The sequence below is a fragment of the Aeromicrobium panaciterrae genome, from assembly GCF_031457275.1.
GTDB classification, from domain to species: Bacteria; Actinomycetota; Actinomycetes; order Propionibacteriales; family Nocardioidaceae; genus Aeromicrobium; species Aeromicrobium panaciterrae_A.
This window is the reverse complement of the sequence record NZ_JAVDWH010000001.1, coordinates 873396-892795: the sequence shown is the minus strand read 5'-3', so window position 1 is coordinate 892795 and position 19400 is coordinate 873396. Positions and strand designations below refer to the sequence as shown.

The 19400-nt window shown below is 64.5% G+C and carries 20 protein-coding genes and 1 tRNA gene; 8 read left to right on the top strand and 13 right to left on the bottom strand.

The annotated features are described in order from the left end of the window. Positions 1–7 precede the first annotated feature (7 nt). The 3 genes from J2X11_RS04630 to J2X11_RS04620 are packed head-to-tail and all read right to left on the bottom strand — an operon-like array spanning position 8 to position 3629. Positions 8–1198: a C40 family peptidase gene (locus tag J2X11_RS04630; RefSeq protein ID WP_309967206.1), complete on the bottom strand. Its 1191-nt coding sequence runs from the start codon at positions 1196–1198 to the stop codon at positions 8–10. Between the two features lie 44 nt (positions 1199–1242). Continuing rightward, positions 1243–2280 (bottom strand): hemolysin family protein, encoded by a 1038-nt coding sequence (locus tag J2X11_RS04625; RefSeq protein ID WP_309967204.1) that lies wholly within the window; start codon positions 2278–2280, stop codon positions 1243–1245. Further along, positions 2277–3629, bottom strand: coding sequence for a hemolysin family protein (locus J2X11_RS04620; protein ID WP_309967202.1), 1353 nt, complete (start codon positions 3627–3629; stop codon positions 2277–2279). Before J2X11_RS04620 ends, J2X11_RS04625 begins: the two co-directional genes overlap by 4 nt. Before the next feature lie 102 nt (positions 3630–3731). On the opposite strand from J2X11_RS04620, the gene J2X11_RS04615 reads away from it, so the two are divergent. Genes J2X11_RS04615 through mscL form a run of 3 tightly spaced genes read left to right on the top strand, consistent with a single transcriptional unit; the run spans position 3732 to position 5101 of the window. Further along, the gene (locus J2X11_RS04615; RefSeq protein WP_309967200.1) at positions 3732–4037 is read left to right on the top strand and encodes an FmdB family zinc ribbon protein; all 306 of its coding nucleotides are present in this window, start codon (positions 3732–3734) and stop codon (positions 4035–4037) included. 52 nt (positions 4038–4089) lie between these two features. Beyond that, positions 4090–4674 (top strand): SAF domain-containing protein, encoded by a 585-nt coding sequence (locus J2X11_RS04610; RefSeq protein ID WP_309967198.1) that lies wholly within the window; start codon positions 4090–4092, stop codon positions 4672–4674. Positions 4675–4723: 49 nt separating this feature from the next. Further along, positions 4724–5101 carry a large conductance mechanosensitive channel protein MscL gene (mscL, locus tag J2X11_RS04605; protein ID WP_309967196.1) on the top strand — a complete coding sequence of 126 codons (378 nt, stop codon included), beginning with the start codon at positions 4724–4726 and terminating at the stop codon, positions 5099–5101. On the opposite strand, the gene J2X11_RS04600 is transcribed toward mscL, so the two are convergent. The 3 genes from J2X11_RS04600 to J2X11_RS04590 form a co-directional block, all read right to left on the bottom strand. Continuing rightward, positions 5098–5286: a hypothetical protein gene (locus J2X11_RS04600; protein WP_309967194.1), complete on the bottom strand. Its 189-nt coding sequence runs from the start codon at positions 5284–5286 to the stop codon at positions 5098–5100. The genes mscL and J2X11_RS04600 overlap by 4 nt on opposite strands. Next, entirely contained in the window at positions 5267–6169 is a 903-nt protein-coding gene (locus tag J2X11_RS04595) for an NAD-dependent epimerase/dehydratase family protein (protein ID WP_309967193.1), read from the bottom strand. The genes J2X11_RS04600 and J2X11_RS04595 overlap by 20 nt, the downstream gene beginning before the upstream one ends. A 108-nt stretch (positions 6170–6277) precedes the next feature. Beyond that, a complete protein-coding gene (locus tag J2X11_RS04590; protein WP_309967192.1) occupies positions 6278–7057 on the bottom strand; it encodes an HAD-IIA family hydrolase in 780 nt (259 codons plus the stop codon). A gap of 65 nt (positions 7058–7122) precedes the next feature. On the opposite strand from J2X11_RS04590, the gene J2X11_RS04585 reads away from it, so the two are divergent. Then, positions 7123–7199, top strand: a tRNA-Arg gene (locus tag J2X11_RS04585). 38 nt (positions 7200–7237) lie between these two features. Here the strand turns inward: J2X11_RS04585 and J2X11_RS04580 are convergent. Beyond that, on the bottom strand, positions 7238–8080 hold the full coding sequence (locus J2X11_RS04580; RefSeq protein ID WP_309967190.1) for a universal stress protein: 843 nt from the start codon (positions 8078–8080) through the stop codon (positions 7238–7240). Between the two features lie 235 nt (positions 8081–8315). Here J2X11_RS04580 and J2X11_RS04575 point away from each other — a divergent pair, with 235 nt between their 5' ends. The 3 genes from J2X11_RS04575 to cofC are packed head-to-tail and all read left to right on the top strand — an operon-like array spanning position 8316 to position 12494. Then, positions 8316–9302, top strand: a complete 987-nt coding sequence (locus J2X11_RS04575) for a TIGR03557 family F420-dependent LLM class oxidoreductase (protein ID WP_309967188.1) — start codon at positions 8316–8318, stop codon at positions 9300–9302. 29 nt (positions 9303–9331) lie between these two features. Beyond that, the gene (locus J2X11_RS04570) at positions 9332–11857 is read left to right on the top strand and encodes a bifunctional FO biosynthesis protein CofGH (protein WP_309967185.1); all 2526 of its coding nucleotides are present in this window, start codon (positions 9332–9334) and stop codon (positions 11855–11857) included. Between the two features lies 1 nt (position 11858). After that, positions 11859–12494, top strand: a complete 636-nt coding sequence (gene cofC / locus J2X11_RS04565; protein WP_309967183.1) for a 2-phospho-L-lactate guanylyltransferase — start codon at positions 11859–11861, stop codon at positions 12492–12494. Here the strand turns inward: cofC and cofE are convergent. From cofE to J2X11_RS04540, 5 genes are read right to left on the bottom strand one after another with little or no spacing between them, the layout of a single operon-like run. Then, positions 12491–13441 (bottom strand): coenzyme F420-0:L-glutamate ligase, encoded by a 951-nt coding sequence (gene cofE, locus J2X11_RS04560; RefSeq protein WP_309967181.1) that lies wholly within the window; start codon positions 13439–13441, stop codon positions 12491–12493. The genes cofC and cofE overlap by 4 nt on opposite strands. Further along, positions 13438–14406: a 2-phospho-L-lactate transferase gene (gene cofD / locus J2X11_RS04555; RefSeq protein ID WP_309967179.1), complete on the bottom strand. Its 969-nt coding sequence runs from the start codon at positions 14404–14406 to the stop codon at positions 13438–13440. Before cofD ends, cofE begins: the two co-directional genes overlap by 4 nt. A 21-nt stretch (positions 14407–14427) precedes the next feature. Then, positions 14428–15783 (bottom strand): dihydrolipoyl dehydrogenase family protein, encoded by a 1356-nt coding sequence (locus tag J2X11_RS04550; protein WP_309967176.1) that lies wholly within the window; start codon positions 15781–15783, stop codon positions 14428–14430. A 38-nt stretch (positions 15784–15821) separates the two neighbouring features. Continuing rightward, positions 15822–17042: a S8 family serine peptidase gene (locus tag J2X11_RS04545; protein WP_309967175.1), complete on the bottom strand. Its 1221-nt coding sequence runs from the start codon at positions 17040–17042 to the stop codon at positions 15822–15824. 55 nt (positions 17043–17097) lie between these two features. Next, positions 17098–18066 (bottom strand): 1-aminocyclopropane-1-carboxylate deaminase/D-cysteine desulfhydrase, encoded by a 969-nt coding sequence (locus J2X11_RS04540; protein WP_309967174.1) that lies wholly within the window; start codon positions 18064–18066, stop codon positions 17098–17100. Between the two features lie 41 nt (positions 18067–18107). Here J2X11_RS04540 and J2X11_RS04535 point away from each other — a divergent pair, with 41 nt between their 5' ends. Next, a complete protein-coding gene (locus J2X11_RS04535; RefSeq protein WP_309967172.1) occupies positions 18108–18917 on the top strand; it encodes a DUF1707 SHOCT-like domain-containing protein in 810 nt (269 codons plus the stop codon). Here the strand turns inward: J2X11_RS04535 and J2X11_RS04530 are convergent. Then, the gene (locus J2X11_RS04530; protein ID WP_309967170.1) at positions 18910–19362 is read right to left on the bottom strand and encodes a PGPGW domain-containing protein; all 453 of its coding nucleotides are present in this window, start codon (positions 19360–19362) and stop codon (positions 18910–18912) included. The two genes, J2X11_RS04535 and J2X11_RS04530, sit on opposite strands and share 8 nt — an antisense overlap. Positions 19363–19400 lie beyond the last annotated feature (38 nt).

Here is a 19400-nt window from a genome sequence, read left to right as displayed (position 1 = left end):
GATGTCTCTAAGAAGCCGGGCGTGACGCGAGGTCTGGCTTGATCCAGTAGTTGATCGAGACGATCTCGACATCGCGGCCAGGTCGCGGCGCATGAATCATCTGCCCACCGCCGAGATACATCGCGACGTGATAGATCGACTTCGGGCCGCCGTCGCTCCAATAGAGCAGGTCACCGCGCACGATCTTGCTGACCGGCACAGCTTTGGTGCTCGTGTACTGGGCACCCGCGTAATGCGAGAGCGATACCCCTGCGGCACCCCAGGCGCGCATCGTCAGCCCTGAGCAGTCCCACGATCCAGGCCCGGCTGCACCCCATTTGTAGGGCTCGCCGAGTTGCGCCTTGGCGAATGCGATGGCCCTCTCGACCTTGCTGCCCGATGGCGGCGGTGGGTTTGGCGGAGGTGGTGGAGGCGGAGTCGTATGCGTGGGCGTCGGAGTTGGCTTCGGATCAGGTCCGGGCCGCGGCGGGGTGCTGGGGCCCGACTCGTCGAGCTGCTCGTCGATCTCGTCCTGAGCCTCAGTGACGTCATCGACCGTGGTGCCGCTGGCCTCGGCAAGTTGGACCAGCAGGCTCTGACGTTCGCGCTTCGCAGTCGATGCCGCGCGCTCTGCCGTGGCGATGGCCTGCTCGATGTTCGCCTTCGCGTCCTTGAGGTCAGACGTCGCCTTGTTCTGCGCGTCGAGCGCTTCCTGAGCCTCGCGGGCGGATGCGTCGAGTACGACCTTGCGCGCGGTGAGCGTCGCAACCTTGGCCACAGTTGCTTCGTTGGTGCTGGCGTAGGCCGATGCTCGTTCCAACAGTTGCTGGGGACCAGCACTGCTGAACATTGCCGACAGCCTCGACACCGAGGATCCCGATTGCAGCTGCTCAACTGTCATAGCTGCGACGACGAGTTCCTGCGCCTGAAGCTTCTTACGCGCGATCGCGACCTCGGCACGATGCCGCGATACGGCCTTCTTGGCTGCCTCAAGCTCGTACTTCGCACCGTTGAGTCGTTCGGACGCCGCAGCCGACCGGGCATACAGATCGTTGAGCTGCTGGCGGGACTCGACCAGCTGAACCTGGAGCTCACTCACCGTCGGCTTGTCCGCACGCGCGCTCACAGTGCCCACGCAAATCGTACTCGCGAGTGCGAGGACGAAAGCGATGGAGAAGCCGACAACTCGGCTGCGCCATGCGAGGGGGAAGACACGCATGGGTTCAACGGTAAACCCGATATACAGATAGCGGAACCGAAACGTCAGCCTTGCGCGCTGCTGCGGATCTCGCCGACGAGCTCTTCGAGCACGTCCTCAAGCATGATCACGCCGAGCACATTGCCGGTTTCATCTGCGACGCGAGCCATGTGGGAACCACGTGACTGCATCGTTCGGAGCGCCTCGTACAGGCCGGATCCAGCGATGACGGTGGCCAGCGGACGTACCCACTTGTCGGCGATCGGTTCGAGGCGTGATGCCTCATCCGTCTCGAGGACGTCCTTGATGTGGAGGTAGCCCGTGACGTCGCCCTCGGCGTCTGACACTGGGAACCGGGAGAAGCCGGTTTCGGCGCATGCCTTCTCGATGTCGACCGGGGTGGCGCTCGGTTTGATCGTGACGAGACCGTCTCGCGGGAGCAGCACTTGGTCGATCGTGCCCTGCGAGAACTCGAGCGCACCCGACACCAACCCGTACTCGTGGGCGTCCAGCAGTCCTTCACGACGCGACTCCTCGACCAGCCCGGCCACCTCATCATGCGAGAAGGTCGAGGCAACTTCGCTCTTGGACTCGACCCGCAGCGCCCGGATGATCAGATCGGCGGCGCCGTTGAGAACCACAACGAACGGCCGAAGGATCGCGACAACGGCAAGCATGAACGGTCCGAGTACGAGCGCCGCCCTCTCGGGCCCGACGAGAGCAAGGTTCTTGGGCACCATCTCGCCGAGGACGACGTGCAGGAAGACGACGATCGTCATGGCGATGACAAACGAGATCGGGTGGACCAGACCGTCTGGGACGTCGAGACCCTCGAATGCTGGCTCAAGCAGGTGGGCAATCGCGGGTTCACCAACGGCACCGAGTCCCAGTGAGCAGATCGTGATGCCAAGCTGGGCTGCCGCGATCACCAGAGTCAGGCTTTCGATGGCTCGCAGAGCCATCCGCGCCGAAGCCGATCCGGCCTGGACACGTGGTTCAAGCTGCGTACGTCGGGCCGAGATCAGGGCGAATTCAGCGCCGACGAACAAGGCATTGAGTGCAAGGAGCACCACAGTGAGGGCGATCGCGAGTCCGGGGTTCATGACTGCTCCCCCTCGGACTCAGCGGTCAGCGACACCCGGTCGATGCGACGACCTTCCATACGGTCGACCCGAAGGGTGACCTTGAGCTGTTCGGGCTCGTCGTCGTCCTCGCCGCGGCGTTCGAGATGAAGTACGACCTCATCGCCACGTTCGGCGATACGTCCGAGCTCAACGTGGATGAGACCAGCGATGGTCTCGTAGTCCTCGCCCTCGGGAAGAGCGATGTCGGTCTGCTCTTCGACCTCGTCGGGACGCAGCAGTCCGGACAGCGACCAGGTGCCGTCCCGTCGGTGGCGACTGCGAGCTGACAAACGGTCATGCTCGTCGGCGATGTCACCGACGATCTCCTCAACCAGATCCTCGAGGGTGACAACACCGTCGGTGCCGCCGTACTCGTCGACGACGACCGCCATCTGCATGCCCTGCTCGCGCAGCAGCGTCAGCAATGGGTCGAGCTCAATGCTGTCGGGGACAGTTGCCGCGGGGTCGGCGAGATCCGAAACGCGTACGTTGCGGCGGCGATCAGGTTCAACGCTGACGGCTTGCTTGACGTGCACGATGCCGAGAATGTCGTCAGGGCTGCGACCGATCACTGGGAACCGTGAGTGGCCGGTCTGCCGGGCCGCATCGATGACGTCGAGCGCCGAGTCCTTGCCCTCAAGGAAGTGCACGCGCACTCGCGGCGTACGAACATCTGCGGCGGTCCGGTCGCCGAACGCGATGCTGCGGGCAACCAGGTCAGCGGTCTCGTCGTCGATGGCACCCTGCTGGGCCGACCGGAGCACGAGAGATCTCAGCTCCAGTGGCGATCGTGCCGAGCGGAGCTCCTCTTGCGGCTCGACACCCACCGATCGCAGGATCCCGTTGGCAACCTTGTTGAGCCCACGGATCGGCCAGAGCATTGCTCGGGTGAAGGCTCGCTGGAACCACTGCGTACGGGCAGCAACCTGTTGCGGAATGGCGATGGCCAACTTCTTGGGCACCAGCTCGCCCAACAGCATCGTGACGATGGTGCTGAGCGTCAGAGCCACGGCGTATGAGATGCCGCGCAATGCGCCGCCCGTCAGACCCAGCTCCTCGAGCGGATCGTGCAGGATCTTGCCCAGCGCTGGCTCAGCCAGGAAGCCGATCGCGAGGTTGGTGATCGTGATGCCGAGCTGCGCACCGCTGAGCTGGGTCGAAAGCGTGCGCAGCGCAGCGAGCGTGCCCTTGGATCTCTTGTCGCCGGCCTCGGCAGCACGTTCGATGGTTGCCCGGTCGACTGTGACGAGCGAATACTCGGCGGCACCGAACACGCCGCAGCTCAGGACGAGCAACAAGGACAGGGCCAGTAGGAGCCACTCAGTCAACGCGGCGCTCCAAGACAGTGCTCCAAAACTGTGCCGTCCGAAGAAGTGGTCACGATGCGGCAACTGTACCCTTGGTATGCAGTCCAAACTCAGGAGCAGGCCGTGCCCAGGTACCAATATCAGTGCACCGATTGCGGTGAGCCGCTGGAAATCCAGCAGAGCTTCACCGACGATGCGCTGACCGAATGCCCCGCGTGCGGCGGTCGCCTGCGCAAGGTCTTCAACGCCGTCGGTGTTGTGTTCAAGGGCTCGGGCTTCTACGTCAACGACAGCAAGTCGAAGTCAAGCACCACTTCGACCGCATCGACGTCCTCTGACAAGCCCGCCGCGAAGTCCTCCAGCGACTCGTCGACGACCACCACAAAGGCCGCTCCCGCCAAGAAGTCTGGCTCCGACTCAGCCGCCTGATCCCTGTGGATCGCTGGCTGCAAGACGGCCTCGATCTTCCTAGAGTCCGGCGATGGACTCCATCCGTCGCTTCGTCTTCCTGCACCACCGTCTGCTCGCTGCGATCTGCACCGGCCTCGCCGTACTCGCCGGGCTGAGCGCCGTACGACAGTCACCTGGAGGCGTCAGTGTCGTCGTTGCGCGTTATGACCTCGCCAGCGGTCACATTGTCGAGAAGTCAGACGTACGCGTTGCCACGCTCACGAACGCACCCGACCACGCGCTGACCAGCTCACGGGCTATCGGTCGACGCGTCGCTGGGCCCATGCGTGCGGGTGAGCCGTTCACGGACTACCGCGTGCTCAGGCCAGACGCACTCGATGGATACGGCGAGGGCGCCGTGCTCACCAGCATTTCGATCCCGGACGCCGATGGATTGACCGGGCTCCAAGTCGGCGACCGCATCGACGTCGTCGCCGTCGATCCGAATGGTGAGTCCAAGGCCGAAGTGGTGGCCCGAGACGTCGAGGTAGTGACGATTCCGTCGGGTGAGGAGAGCGATGCCCTGGCGCTCGGAATTGTCACGACCGAGAAGGTTGCACTCGACCTGGCGTCGGCGGGACTCGAGTCACGGTTCACGGTGATGCAGTCCTCATGACCGCTCGTTAGGGTCGAACTCACAACTCAACTCCCATCGGAGGGCAACCATGATTCAAGGCTTCAAGGATTTCGTGTTCCGCGGCAACATCGTCGACCTCGCGATCGCCGTCGTCATAGGCACGGCGTTCGCTGCACTGGTGAAGGCATTCACCGAGTCGTTCGTCAGCCCCCTGATCGCGCTCATCGGCGGCGGCGGTCCCGTCGGCATGTCGCTTGAGGTGGACGGACAGTACTTCACGTTCGGTGCGTTCATCACCGCGATCATCACGTTCGTGCTGACTGCCGCGGTCGTCTACTTCGCCATCATGGTGCCGCTCAAGGCCCTGCAGGAGCGTCGCGCTTCGGGCGAAGAGCCCGAGCCGGAGGTCGTACCCGAAGACATCGCACTGCTGCGCGAGATCCGGGATGCGCTCAAGTCTCGCTAGCCGTGGTGGGGCGGGACGTCCCTGAGGTATTCCTCGTCGGAGGTTGGGGCGGAACGTTCGCCCCAACCTTCGTCTGTGTCGTCGACAGAGGTGTCCGGAAGGACATCGCCGAGCAGTTCGGCGGCGCGACGACGGCGCGCAACTTCTTCTTCGGTCAGTTCAGGCTCAGACTCGGGCGAGGGCATCGAACCAGTCCGGAGTCAGCTTGGGGTAGGTCGGATGCCAGCCCGTACGGTCGCTGAACAGCTGCGAGCTGATGCGCTGGGACCGGGTGAGGATCTCGAGCTTGTCGGAGCCGAGACGCTCGACCCACTTCGGCAGGAAGTGACCCTGCTTCTGGCCTGCGGCCTGGGCAATGGTGTCGACATAGTCGCCACGCTGAACAGGCTCAGCGCCGACGTTGTAGATGCCACCAGGCGCGGACAGCGCGTGCACGACGGCTGAGCCAACGTCAGCCGGATGGATGACGTGCATCCACGAAGTCTTGGCGCCCATGCCGATCGCCTTGCCAGCACGAGCTCGGCGGAACATCCAGGCGGTGTTGCGGTCATCGCCGGTGACGAGTCCGAAGCGCAGGCTGACGGACGTACCGCCCTTCTCGGCGAAACGGGCCATGCGGTGCTCGGCGACCACAACAGGTTCGGTGGCACCGGTGAGGTCGATCGGGCTGTGCTCGTCGATCCACTCATCGCCGTTGTCGGCGTAGATGAAGCTGAGGCTTTGCTGGACGATGCGCTCCACGCCAGCCTCGCGTGCTGCGATGGCGACGACCTTGGAGCCGACGACGCGAATGCGTTCGACTTCCTTGAGCGAGCCCGGCCGCAGCGCGGCGGTGCCGACCGGCACCTTCGTGGCGAGATTGGCCACGGCATCGCAGCCACGCATCCCGGCGACGAGAGCATCGCCGTCGTAGACGTCGCCGCGACAGGGCTCGGCGCCTGCAGCAGAGATCTGGGCAGCCGATTCTGCCGTGCGGGCAAGACCAATGACAGTGTGTCCCGCTTGGTGCAACGCGTCGATGGACGATCGGCCCATCACTCCGCTTGCACCCGTGAGGAAGACCTTCACGTCACTCCTTTGAGTGGTTGGTGCCTCCGGACCGGCGGTGGTGCCACCTGCCCGAATGGTTACGGAATGATAACAATGCCTGCAATAGGCGTCATCTTGTAGCGCGTCTCAGCCTTCGATGAGCGGCGTGACATCGGCAATCGAGTCGAAGACATGAGTCGGCCTGAACGGGAAGCGGTCGACCGCTCCAGCTGCCGTCGAGCCAGTGAGTACGAGGATCGTTCGCAGTCCAGCCTCGAGTCCGGAGAGCACGTCAGTGTCCATCCGGTCGCCGATCATCACGGTGGTCTCGGAGTGCGCTTCGATCTGGTTGAGTGCGCTGCGCATCATCAAGGGGTTGGGCTTGCCGACGAAGTACGGATCGACGCCGGTCGCCTTCGTGATGAGAGCTGCGACGGATCCGGTCGCTGGCAGCGATCCCTGCGGTGAGGGGCCCGTCGCGTCGGGGTTGGTCGCGATGAAGCGCGCACCGTTCTCGATGAGCTGGATCGCGCGAGTGATCGCCTCGAACGAGTACGTGCGCGTTTCGCCGAGCACGACGTACTCGGGATCCTGGCTCGTCATGACGTAGCCAACGTTGTGAAGGGCGGTCGTCATTCCGGCCTCACCGATCACGTATGCGGTGCCTTCGGGACGCTGCTCGCTGAGGAACTTTGCGGTCGCCAGCGCTGAGGTCCAGATTGCCGATTCGGGTACGTCGATGCCAGCCAGTCGCAGCCGGGCGCACAGGTCGCGCGGGGTGAAGATCGAGTTGTTGGTCAGTACGAGGAACTTGCGTCCGCTCTTCTTCAGCCGCTCGATGAACTCGGGCGCGCCGGGGATCGCCTTCTCCTCATGGACGAGCACACCGTCCATGTCTGTGAGCCAAGACTCGATGGGCTTCGTCATACCTCCATTGTCCACCCGTATGCGGGGTTCGATGAAATCGCGCGTACTCGATAACCTGACCCAGCGCCCTCGTAGCTCAGTTGGATAGAGCGACCGCCTCCTAAGCGGTAGGTCACAGGTTCGATTCCTGTCGAGGGCACCAAGAGCCGGCCATTGAGCAGCGCTCCTGCAAAGCGCGAGTCACGCCCCCTGGTACGACTCGGCCACGACAGCAACGGGGCAGTGGGTCCGCTTGAGGATGTCCGAGGCGAACGGCCGCGAAAGCGACAACGGTGTCGGATGGTGGGGCCGTCCCACGATGACGAGGGAAGCACTTTCGGTTGCCCGCAGGACGGCGTCCTCCGGAGTCTCGCGTCCGTACACCTCGAAGATCGTGACGTCCGGGAACTTCACTCGCCAGGCAGCGAGAATCTCCGTGATCTTGGCCCGCTCCCGATCCGCCTCGTCAGGTGCCGTTCCCGGTTCGATCGCATGCAGAACGTGCAACGACGCGTGGTGTGCGCTCGCCTGCTCAAGAGCGAACAGCATCGGGCCATCGGCTGCGGTGTCACCCGCGAGGGTGACGACTATATCGCCCGAGTAGGTGTCCGATCCTGCGTGCTCGGGAACCACGATGACGGGGCAACGAGCATGCAACGCGAGGTGGCCGGAGACCTTCGTCCGCATCAGTCGCTCGTACCACGGGACGTCGTCGGAGCCGAGGACGATGAGCCGTGCTTCAGTCGACGAATGGTCGATCGCACGTACGGGTTCGTCCGTCGACAAAATGTAGTCGACAGTCAGCCCGGGCGCTTCGCGCACGATGTAGTCGCGCGCTTCGTCCAGCACGACCTGCCCGGACCGGCGTAGGTCCTCAATCACTTCGTAGCCAGCGTAGAACTCGGCCGACTGTGCCGGCACACCCACGGAGTGGACAACCCACAGCGGGCTTTCGGTCGCGCTCGCTTGACGGATCGCGACCGCCAGGGCGCTGGGCTGCTTGTCGACGATGCCGACGACAACCGGCTTGATTTCGGTGTTCATGACGACCTCCAACGTTCGAATGAGTACCTCCACGATCTGAGGTCAAGCCATCCGATGACACGGCCACACGACCACCGTTCATGGGACCAACGTCCCCTGCGTGACAATTGAGCGGAAACCGAGGCGCGCGGTGCTACCGACACATGAAATCGGCCTAAGGGGCCGCATTGCGCTGCCGTAGGCGATGATGGAAACTGAAACACGTTCTACTTGGCGATGATCAGGGAGATTTTCCATGGCACCGGTGCACGTCGGCTACGCAGCGATGAGCGAGCAGTTCCACCCCACCGAGCTCGTTGACCTGTGCGCCTACGCCGAAAACGGCGGCTTCAACGGCGTCATGGCTGCCGACCACTTCCAGCCGTGGGTCCCGGCTCAGGGCCATGCTCCCTACATCTGGAACGTGCTGACTGCGGCAGGCGAACGTACACGCGGCGATATCGGCCCCGGTGTCATCTGCCCCTCGTTCAAGACGCATCCCGCGATGGTCGCCCAGGCCTCGGCAACGCTGGCCGCGATGTACCCCGGCCGCCACTGGCTCGGGCTCGGTTCGGGCGAAGCGCTCAACGAACACATCGTGGGCGGCTACTGGCCCGAGGCGCCCGAACGGCTCAGCCGCATGTGGGAAGCCATCACGATCATCAAGAAGCTTTTCACCGGCAAGGACGTCAAGCACAAGGGCGAGTACTTCACGCTGGAGAAGACCCGCCTCTGGACCCTCGACGACCCGCCGCCGATCTACGTCGCAACCGCGGGTCCGATCACGGCCAAGCGAGCCGGCAAGGAAGTCGACGGCATCATCACCCCGGGCGCCACGACCGAGAAGGTCGCCGGACTCCTCGGCAAGTTCGCCGATGGTGCCCGCGAAGCCGACAAGGACCCGGACACCATGCCCAAGGTTCTTCAGCTGCACCTGTCGTGGGCGCCGACGTACGAAGAGGCGCTCGAGAACGCGATGACCGAGTGGCCCAACGGTGGAATGAAGTTCCCCAAGGGCGACATCCGTTCGCCGTACGACCTCCAGGAGATGGCCAAGATGGTCCGCCCCGAGGACTTCGAGGGCCGGATGCTGATCTCCGAAGACCCCGATGCGCACCGCGCCGAGATCCAGAGGTTCCTCGACGAAGGCATCGACACGGTCTACCTCCACAATGTCGGACGCAACCAGCGCGAATGGATCGACGTGTTCGGCAAGGACGTCTTGCCGAACCTGCACCGCTGAGATTTCACGCCACCAGTGATGATTGAGCCATGACCGCGCAGCCCACTGATCGCGAGATCACCCGCGCCGTACGGCGTGCTGTCGCGGGCAAGTCGATCGACGCGAACGAGGCGGCTGGGCTGCTCAGCGCTCGCGGAGAGTTGCTGGCCGAGCTGATGGCCGCCGCCGTACGCGTACGCGATGCCGGTCTCGAAGCCGATGGTCGACCTGGCGTCGTCACGTACAGCAAGAAGGTCTTCATCCCGCTGACGCGTCTGTGCCGCGATCGGTGCCACTACTGCACGTTCGCGACGACCCCCAACCGTCTGCCTGCGCCGTTCCTGTCGCCCGATGAGGTGCTCGACATCGCCCGCAAGGGCGCGGCAATGGGCTGCAAGGAAGCGTTGTTCACGCTCGGCGACCGTCCCGAGGATCGCTGGGATGATGCCAAGGAATGGCTCGAGGCAGCGGGATACGACAGCACGCTCGAATACGTACGCGCCATGTCGATCCGGGTGCTCGAGGAGACGGGATTGCTCCCCCACCTCAACCCCGGCGTCATGAGCTGGAAGGAGATGTCCCGGCTCAAGCCAGTCGCTCCTTCCATGGGCATGATGCTCGAGACGACGAGCCGCCGACTGTTCGAGGAAAAGGGCCAGGCGCACTACGCCAGCCCCGACAAGGACCCGGCCATTCGCATCCGCGTACTTGAAGACGCCGGCCGCCTCAACATCCCGTTCACGACCGGACTGCTGATCGGCATCGGCGAGACACTCGAGGATCGCGTCGAGAGCATCTTCGAGTTGCGCCGCATCGCCCGGACGTACGGCTCGGTCCAGGAAGTCATCATCCAGAACTTCGTCTCCAAGGACGACACGGCGATGCGCGGTACGCCGGACCTGCAGGTCGAGGAATACCTCGCTGCCATCGCGACGACCCGCATCCTGATGGGTCCGTCGATGCGCGTGCAGGCGCCGCCCAACCTGGTCGACCTCGAAGACTGCCGTTCGCTGCTGGACGCTGGAGTCGACGACTTCGGCGGCATCAGTCCGCTGACGCCGGATCACGTCAATCCGGAACGTCCCTGGCCCGAGCTGACTGCCCTGACCGAACTGTGTGCCGAGCAGGGCTTCACGCTGACTGAGCGGCTCACGGCTCACCCGCAGTTCCTGTCCGAGCCGTGGCTCGACCCTCGCCTCCTCCCGCACGTCGATGCGCTGGTCGGCGAGAACGGCCTGGCCAATCCGGCCGCGCTGGCCGAAGGGCTGCCGTGGCAGGAGCCCGATGGCGGCTGGTCCCCAACCGGCTGGCTGTCGCAGGGACGTACCGAGCTCCACACCGAGGTCGACACCATCGGCCGTACGACTGACCGACGCAGCGACTTCGAGGACGTCTACGGCGACTGGTCAGTACTTCGCGACGGACAAGCGAGCCGTGAAGGTGCCGCCTTGGTCGGCATCGGTGACGGCGGATTCAGCAACGCGATGCGTGCGGCCGAACGCGACCCCGCCGGGCTGTCGGATGCCGACGCTCTGGTGCTAATGACGGCCGAGGGGCCGCGGCTCGATGAGTTGGCCAGATATGCCGATGACCTGCGCAAACAGGCGGTGGGCGATGAGATCACCTACATCGTCAACCGCAACATCAACTTCACCAACGTTTGCTACACCGGCTGCCGCTTCTGCGCCTTCGCCCAACGCCGTACCGACGCCGACGCGTACACGCTCTCGCTCGACGAGATCGGCAATCGCGCGACAGAAGCCGTCGCGCTCGGGGCGACCGAGGTCTGCATGCAGGGCGGCATCCACCCCGACCTGCCGGGCACCGCGTACTTCGACATCGCTGCCGAAGTGAAGCGCCGCGAACCGAGCCTGCATGTCCACGCATTCAGCCCGATGGAGGTCATGAACGGTGTCAGCCGTACCGGCCTTTCCGTTCGCGACTTCCTGATCAAGGCCAAGGAGTCCGGCGTCGACTCGCTCCCCGGCACTGCTGCCGAGATCCTCGACGACGACGTCCGCTGGATTCTGACCAAGGGCAAGCTGCCGACGTCAGAGTGGATCGACGTGATCCGTACGGCTCACGAAGTAGGCCTGCCGACGACCTCGACGATGATGTACGGCCACGTCGACCATCCGGGTCATTGGGTCAACCACCTGCGCACTCTGGCCAACCTGCAGCGCGAGACGGGTGGTTTCACCGAGTTCGTGCCGCTGCCGTTCGTGCACCAGTCCTCGCCGATCTACCTCGCCGGCGTCGCCCGCCCGGGACCGTCAGTCCGGGACAACCGCGCAGTGCACGCGATGTCGCGCATCATGCTGCACGGACTGATCGACAACATCCAGTGCTCGTGGGTCAAGCTCGGCCCCGAGACGTGCACCCAGGTGCTGCAGGGCGGCGTCAACGACCTCGGCGGAACGCTGATGGAAGAGACCATCAGCCGGATGGCCGGCAGTACCAACGGATCGCGCAAGTCGATCGAAGAGCTCGAGCAGATGGCTGCGCTGGCTGGTCGCCCCGCAGTACAACGCACCACGACGTACGGCCGAGTCGCCGTGGTCCCGGTCGGAGCCTGACATGTTCACGGTGATCATGCCGATCAAGCCGTGGGACGGAGCCAAGTCTCGGCTGCACGCGGAGGCTGACGCGCGCCGAGCGCTGGCTCGAGCGTTCGCGCAGGACGCCCTAGACGCCGTGCTTCGTACGCCCGAGGTGAGTCGCGTCGTCGTGGTGAGTGGCAGCGAAGAGGTCCGCGAGTATGCCCTCAGAATCGGCGCAACCCCGATCGCGGAGCCAGAAAGCGCCGGGAGCGATCCGCTTGGCACCGCCGTGAACCTTGGCGCTGCCTGGGCAATCAAGAATCATCCTGACGATGCCCTGGCCATCATCCCGTCAGACCTGCCAGCTTTGACCTCCAGCGAGCTCAGCTCCCTTCTTTGCGAGGCAGTCACGCATCCAAGGGCGTTCGTCCCAGATACCAGCGGAGAGGGCACAACGGTCCTCACGAGTCAGCGGCCTGATCTTCTGCGCCCCAGCTACGGACTTGGTTCGGCCGAGCGCCACCGCTCGTACGGTGCGGTCGAACTGTTGGCTCCCGCGGCACTGCGCCGGGACGTCGACGAGTTCCACGAACTGCTCGAGGCTCAGACGCTCGGCGTCGGCGCCCACACGACTGCCGCACTGACGAAGGTCAGCACCCGCGCCTCGGCCTAGACGACTGTGATCGTCACGTCCTGGCCGATCGCACGGGCCAGGATCCGTAGCCGCTCGGCCAGCACGCCGGCTTCGATGAAAGCCGCCGGCGACGCGTTCAGTGGACGCACTTCGATCGAGCGATCGGTGAGTTCAGCGTCCGCCAGCGTCAGGTCGACGCCTTCGCGGGCCATCGCAAGCAGGTCGTCGTCTGCTTCAGCTGACGGGAAGCCGCGAGTATCACCGCGCCCTGCAGCGACCAACACGGCATCGCGAGCTCCGAGGCCGAACATGTCGTCGCCTTCGTCGCGGATCAGTGCCGCCGCACCTGGGGCTTCATTGCGGATCCACTCACCGGGCAGCCCGCGTACGACCACGACCGGTTGACCCCCGAGCTTGCCGGCGACCAGGTCGGCCGCGCCAGCGATCTCGTCGGCCACTGCCGGAGCCGTGACAGCAAGAACGTTGCCGTACGAATCCTCAACGCCCTCGAACGACAGAACGGGGGCGATGCCAGCGGCGCCGATCGCGATGTCGGTCTGACCGATGCGCCAGGCCCGACCAACCGTGTCGGTGATGATGACGCCGACCTGGACTCCCGTGAGGCTGACAAGTCCAGCGCGCAGCTCCCTCGCAGACTGGTCCGGGTCGTCAGGCAGCGGGATGACCAGACCCTGCTCGAGGTTGGAGGCGTCGATTCCGGCAGCGGCCAGAGTCAGTCCGGAATAAGTGCGCACGATGCGAGTCGGTCCGCGCCGGGCAACGACCCGATCGGTCTTCGCTTCTAGTAACGACTCGCGATCACCGCTAGTAGCCAGCCCAGCCGCCTTGCTGACCACTTTGCTGGTCACAACGACGACATCGCCATCGGCGAGGGGCTCCGTGAGGTGATCGACGATGATCGCGGCCAGGTCGTCACCGGGCACGATCTCGCCGATGCCCTCGACCGGCCAGGCGCGAAGCGTCACGCGAACGCCAGAGTGTCTCGGGCCAACTGAGCCGTCGTCGCGTCGTCGTTCATGTAGAGCGGCACGGCCTTGGCGCGTATGCCGGCTTCCTCGATCGAGACAACGGCCGCTTCGTCGGAAGTGTCGACCAGCCACGCGTCGAGCACTCCCCCAGTGCTGCGCGCACCGAGGTGCCGGGCAACGGCTCCGGCGCTGATCTCGATGCCGAGTCCTTCGAGCAGCTGATCGGCCATTCCGCGTACGGCCGCGGTGCCGATGATGGGCGAGACTCCGACGACGGGCGCCTTGGTCGTACGTACGGCTTCGGCGACCTCATCGACCGAGAGGATCGCGCCGATCGAGACGATCGGATTGGACGGCGGAAGGATCACCAGGTCTGCGCCGTGAATCGCGTCGATGACGCCAGGACCAGCCTTCGCAGCTTCGGCTCCGCGGAACTCCAGCTCACGTACGGGAACCTTGGCGCCGAGCCTGATCCAGTACTCCTGGAAATGGATTGTGTCGATGCCATCGGCGCCGTCAACGCCAATGTGAGTCTCGACCTCTTGCTCCGTCATGGGCAGCAACCTGACGCCCGGCTGCCAGCGCTCGCAAAGTCGCGCGGTGATCTCGGCGAGGCCAACGCCTTCATGCAGCAACTTGGTACGGATCAGATGTGTCGCGAGATCGCGATCGCCGAGGCCGAACCAAGTCTCTTCGCCGTACGCGCCGAGCTCTTCCTTCGCATTCCAGGTCTCGTCGGTACGTCCCCAGCGTCGCTCGGGGTCAATGCCGTTGCCCAGCGTGTACATGACGGTGTCGAGATCGGGGCACACGCGCATACCGAACAACCAGATGTCGTCGGCCGTGTTGCCGATGACCGTGATCTCATCGTCGGGAGCCTTGGCGGCCAGCAGGCCTGAGAGGAATCTGGCGCCGCCGACTCCGCCCGACAGCACGACGATTTTCATGGGCGGAGTTCGCATGGGGCCATTCTGCCCCGGCGCCTACAGCGCTGACTCGATGGCTCTGTAGAACGTCGGGTACGCGTAGATCGTGTTCTTGAGCGTCTCCACCGGGATCTCTGCCCGAACCGCGAACGCCAGCGCTGACAGCGTCTCTCCACCCGTCGGACCGGCGCTTGTTGCACCGACAATGACTCCGCGGTCGTCGTCAATGATGAGCTTCAGGAGTCCCTCATTGCCGACGGAGTGGAGCCAGCCGCGACTGCTCGCCGCGATGTCGCCGGACCCGACTCGTACGTGGATGCCCTGGTCGCGAGCCTGCTTCTCAGTCAAGCCGACTCCACCCACTTCTGGATCGGTGAACGTCACGCGCGGGAAGCTCGTGTCGTACGAGCCGAGCTCTTCGCCGAGGATCGCCTTGACCACCCGCTCTGCGTGATACATCGAGACGTGGGTGAACGCTCCGCGGCCGACGATGTCGCCAATGGCCCACAGACCACCAGAACCCGTGTAGCTAGTGACCTGCATCGAGTCGTCCACCGTGAGGAAGCGCTCAACCTCGACGCCGACGGTGTCGAGCCCGACGTCATCGAGTCGCGACTTGCGGCCGGCGGCGACCAGGAGCTGATCAGCCTCGTACGTTTTCTCGCCACACGTCACGGTGAACCGCGTGCCGTCGTGGTCGACACGATCGATCGTGATGCCGGCGTGCACGGCGATGCCCTCGGCCTCGAATACCTTGGCCAGCAGCTCCGACGACTCGGGCTCCTCGGGCGCCAGGATGCGTGGCGCACCCTCGAGGACCGTGACTTGCGAGTCGAATCGCGAGAACGCCTGGGCGAGTTCAAGGCCGATCGCGCCGCCACCGATCACGATCAGCGATGCCGGCAACGACTCGGCGCTCACGGCTTCGCGGTTTGTCCAAAACGGCGTATCGGCCAGGCCAGCGATCGGAGGCACGGCAGCTGTGGTGCCGGTGTTGAGAACAACACCCTTCGAGGCCACGTACGTCTCGCCGTCGACCTCGACCGTGCGATCAGCCACGAGACGACCATGACCACGTACGAGCGTCGCCCCAGCATCGGTGACCCGCTTGGCGGCCACCGTGTCGTCCCAGTTGTCGGTCGCCTCGTCCCTAATTCGTTTCGCGACCATCGCGAAGTCCGGAGTGACGGACACTCCGCCTGCCAGCTTCTCGACCCGTCGCGCCTCAGCGAGGGTGTTCGCGGCGCGGATGAACATCTTCGAGGGGATGCAACCCCAGTAGGGGCACTCGCCGCCGACGAGCTCAGCCTCGACAGCGACGACCTTCAGGCCGGCACCGGCGAGCCGCGCGACCACGGCCTCGCCTCCTGGTCCAAGACCAACGACAACGACGTCACACTCATGAGAGGCCATGGCCTCATCCTCCGGCATGTACGCCAGAGGCGCCACGGCTAGTTTGCGCCGGCCAGCATCCTGCTGGGGCTTATCAGTCCGTAGCCATAGTCGTTGTCTCGACCAGACCTGCCGAGATCAGTCGCAGTGCTCTGCAGTCGCGAAATGATCGAGGCCTGACTGAAATGACCACCGAGACGGGCGATCTCCAGAGCAGCAGTCGCCGCGACGAACGGTGTGGCCATTGAGGTGCCAGACAGCGTGCAGTACCGCTTGCCGGGAGTGCACCCGAGATCAGAGTTTGCCGACGAGATCATGGTTGAGACGATCGCGCTGCCGGGTGCGACGACATCGACCCAGCTGCCACAACTCGAGTAGCTCGCAACGGTGCGATCCTTCGAGATTGCGCCGACGCCAAGGACTCCAGGGTAGGCCGCTGGATAGGACGTCGGTGTGCCGAGCAGTCCACAACCCTCGTTGCCCGCCGCAGCGATCACGACGACATTGAGCGACTGTGCGTACGAGACGGCTTCCTTGATCGCAGTGTCATTCTGCGTCGAGCCAAGAGAGAGGTTGATGACCTTGGCGCCCTTCTTGGCTGCCCAGATGATTCCGCTGGCGACTCCGGCGTTGTCGCCTTCGCCGGTCGCGTCGAGCACACGCACGGGCAGGATCTTCACCCGAGGGGCCAGCCCGGCTCCGCCTACGTCGTTGTTGGCGTTGGCAGCGATGATTCCGGCGACGTGGGTGCCATGACCATTTGCGTCGTTGGCGCTCGTACCGGGCGCAATGAAATCGCGGCCGGAGAGCACCCTGCCCTTGAAGTCGGGGTGCGAAGCGGACACACCGGTGTCAACAACCGCGACAACGACGCCAGTGCCCTTCGAAGTCTTCCAGCGGCTCTCGGCGTTGAACAGGTCAAGACCCCACTGGTACTTCCGGTAGGGGTCGTTGCTGGCGGCCATCTTCACGGGGTGCGCCATGTCGACGCCAATGGTCGACGGCTTCTTGAGGGCCGCGACGATGAGCTCGAGCGCATTCGCACCTGAGGTTGCCCGGACCGAGCTGATCGACGGAGCGCCGCCGGTATCGGTTGTGATGACAACCTTCAGCGGGTCGGCGCTAGTTGCCGTGGCCAAGATTGAGCGAGCCTGCGCGAGGAGATCGCTGACGGGGTCAGCCTGCGCGGAAGCGCCCGTCGCGGCGACCAGGGTCGACACGACAACGCCCGCCACTGCAACGCGACGACATACGGTTTTGAACGTGCGAGTCAGATGCACTGACAGTCCCCTCGGTTTCCTGTGTGGGGGTTTAACGACCCGTCGTCGGGCTGGGTTACGCGACGGGTCGCGGCCCGTGGGTGTTGAGGTAGAGAATCGGGCCGGGAATATTGCCCTCGAGGATCGCTGCCAGCGCCTTTGCGGTGTAGACCGGTTCGAGTTCCAAGCCCGCGACGCGCTCGGCCAGTGCGAGCGCATTCGCGCCCTCTGGCGTCGTGGCGCCGTACGTCTCGCCCATCCACTTCGACGTTGCCGTCAGGTCGTCCGGTCCGATGACCACCTTGCCGATATCGGCTCCCCGTGACCGCATCAGATCGGCCGTTTTGGTCGCCAGTCGACTGGTGGTGACCGCATCGAGCCTGAATGAGTCGTTGACGACGGCCCCAAAGACCCGCGTCGAGAGTCCGGCGAGGCGGAAACCGAGAGCCAGTCCCGCAACCGTGCCTCCCGATCCGACAGCAGAAACGACGGTGGCGGGCTCGGGCAGTTCACCAGCAGCAACCTGTTCGGCGATCTCGAGCGCCACCTCGACGTACCCCAAGCTTCCTACCGGGGATGAACCACCGGCCGGCAGGTAATACGGCATCCGGTGGCGCGCAAGGATCATCGGCGCCGCGAGCTTGAGGCGGGCCACCGATGGATAGCGATAGATCGTGGCGCCGGATGCATCGAGACGGGCCGTCTGCTCTCGTACGTGGTCATCGATCGGCTGGTCGACGAGTCCGAGGACGGTGTGGAGTCCATGCTCGCGTCCGTACAACGCTGCCGCGAGACCCCAATGCGTCCCAATGCCGCCGACCGTGAACATCGTCTTCTTATTGCGACGGTGTGCCTCCGGAATGATCCACTCCAGCTTGCGGACCTTGTTGCCGCCCCAGCCCCCGTCGCCGAACGCGGCTTCGTCCTTCAGCCACACCTCCTGGGAGACACCGAGACCGTCGAGGCGGCGTACGGGCGTCGGGCTGGTGCCGAGGCTGACATACGGCAGATCAGCCGCGGGATAGAGGGCGCCGAGTCGAGACATCTGCTCACCTTATGGCCGAAATTGGCGATATCGTGCCTGCCATGGCGGGAACCCGAGCGAGTGACGCCGACCGCGATCTGTGTCTCAACGAGATCGAGTCGGCCTTCGCGGATGGTCGCATTGACGATGCAGAGCGCGAAGCCCGTACGCAGGCCGCGCTGCAGGCCAAGACACTCGACGAACTTGCTCACCTCACGTCAGATCTCCGACCGCTGGGCGCAACGCGGATCAACAATCCTCTGTCGACGGCGTCGGTTCCCAAAGGTCTGCTGACCAAGATTCTGATTGGCGCACTCATCCCCGCCATAGCGTCGATCATCATCTGGATCGCGTCGTCGTCTGGCAATGACTCTCAGACTGCGGGCCCATCAACCGACACCAGCGAACCCAATCTCAACAACCAGCCGAACGGCCTGCTCAAGCTCCACACCGCCGCCGGCTTCAAGAAGTTTGTCGCGGCCACTCGCTCGGCGTTCGGCACGACCACAGTCGAGTCAGCAGCGATCTACCCCGACTACGCGAGCGTCAATATCGTCGTTCCCGACAACCCGCGACGCACCGAGCGCTGGTCGTTCAGGGAGGGCTACGACGGCGACCCGAGCAAGTCGACGCGTCAGGGCGAGGACACCGTCGTCGACATGGCGGCGATCAACATTCCGGCGCTCATGGACGCGGTCAAGCGCGCACCCGACGAACTGAACGTCAAAGAGGTCCAGTCGATCTACATCGTCCTGGACGAACGCGACGAACTCCCGGCGATGACGGTGTACGTCTCCAACGAGTACAGCGAGTCTGGCTACTACGTGTTCACCCTCGAGGGCAAAGAGACGTTCCGCTACCCGTTCAAGTGAGATGCAAGCGCCAGCGGTTGACGCTGAATGCGATCAACGCCCAGGTCGCCAGTGCTGAGGCCCACAGACCGAACGCTGCTGCCCGCCCACCAGGCAGCTCGGGTCCGAATCCGATGTTGACGAGCTCGAACTCGGGAATGTTGACGCCGTGCCACCACACGAATCCAAGCGCGGCCAACCACACACCGCCGAGCGTGCTCATGACGATGCGCGGAACGGTCGCGACCCCGTACTTAGCCGCGTCAATGGCTCGCTTCTCGACGAACCCACGCGCATTCTGCGCCCAGACGTGGCGGCGCGACAGCAGCGCAACCCCTCCGGCGACGATCAACATCCCGGGGCCTGGCAGCGGCATCAGGATGATGCCGAGAGGTATGAGAATCCACCCGAGGATCTCGAGCCCCATGCCGCGCAACCACGTGGTCACGGCGCTCCCGAGGCTCATGCCGTAAAGCATGCCAGCCCATGACAATTTGAGATGGC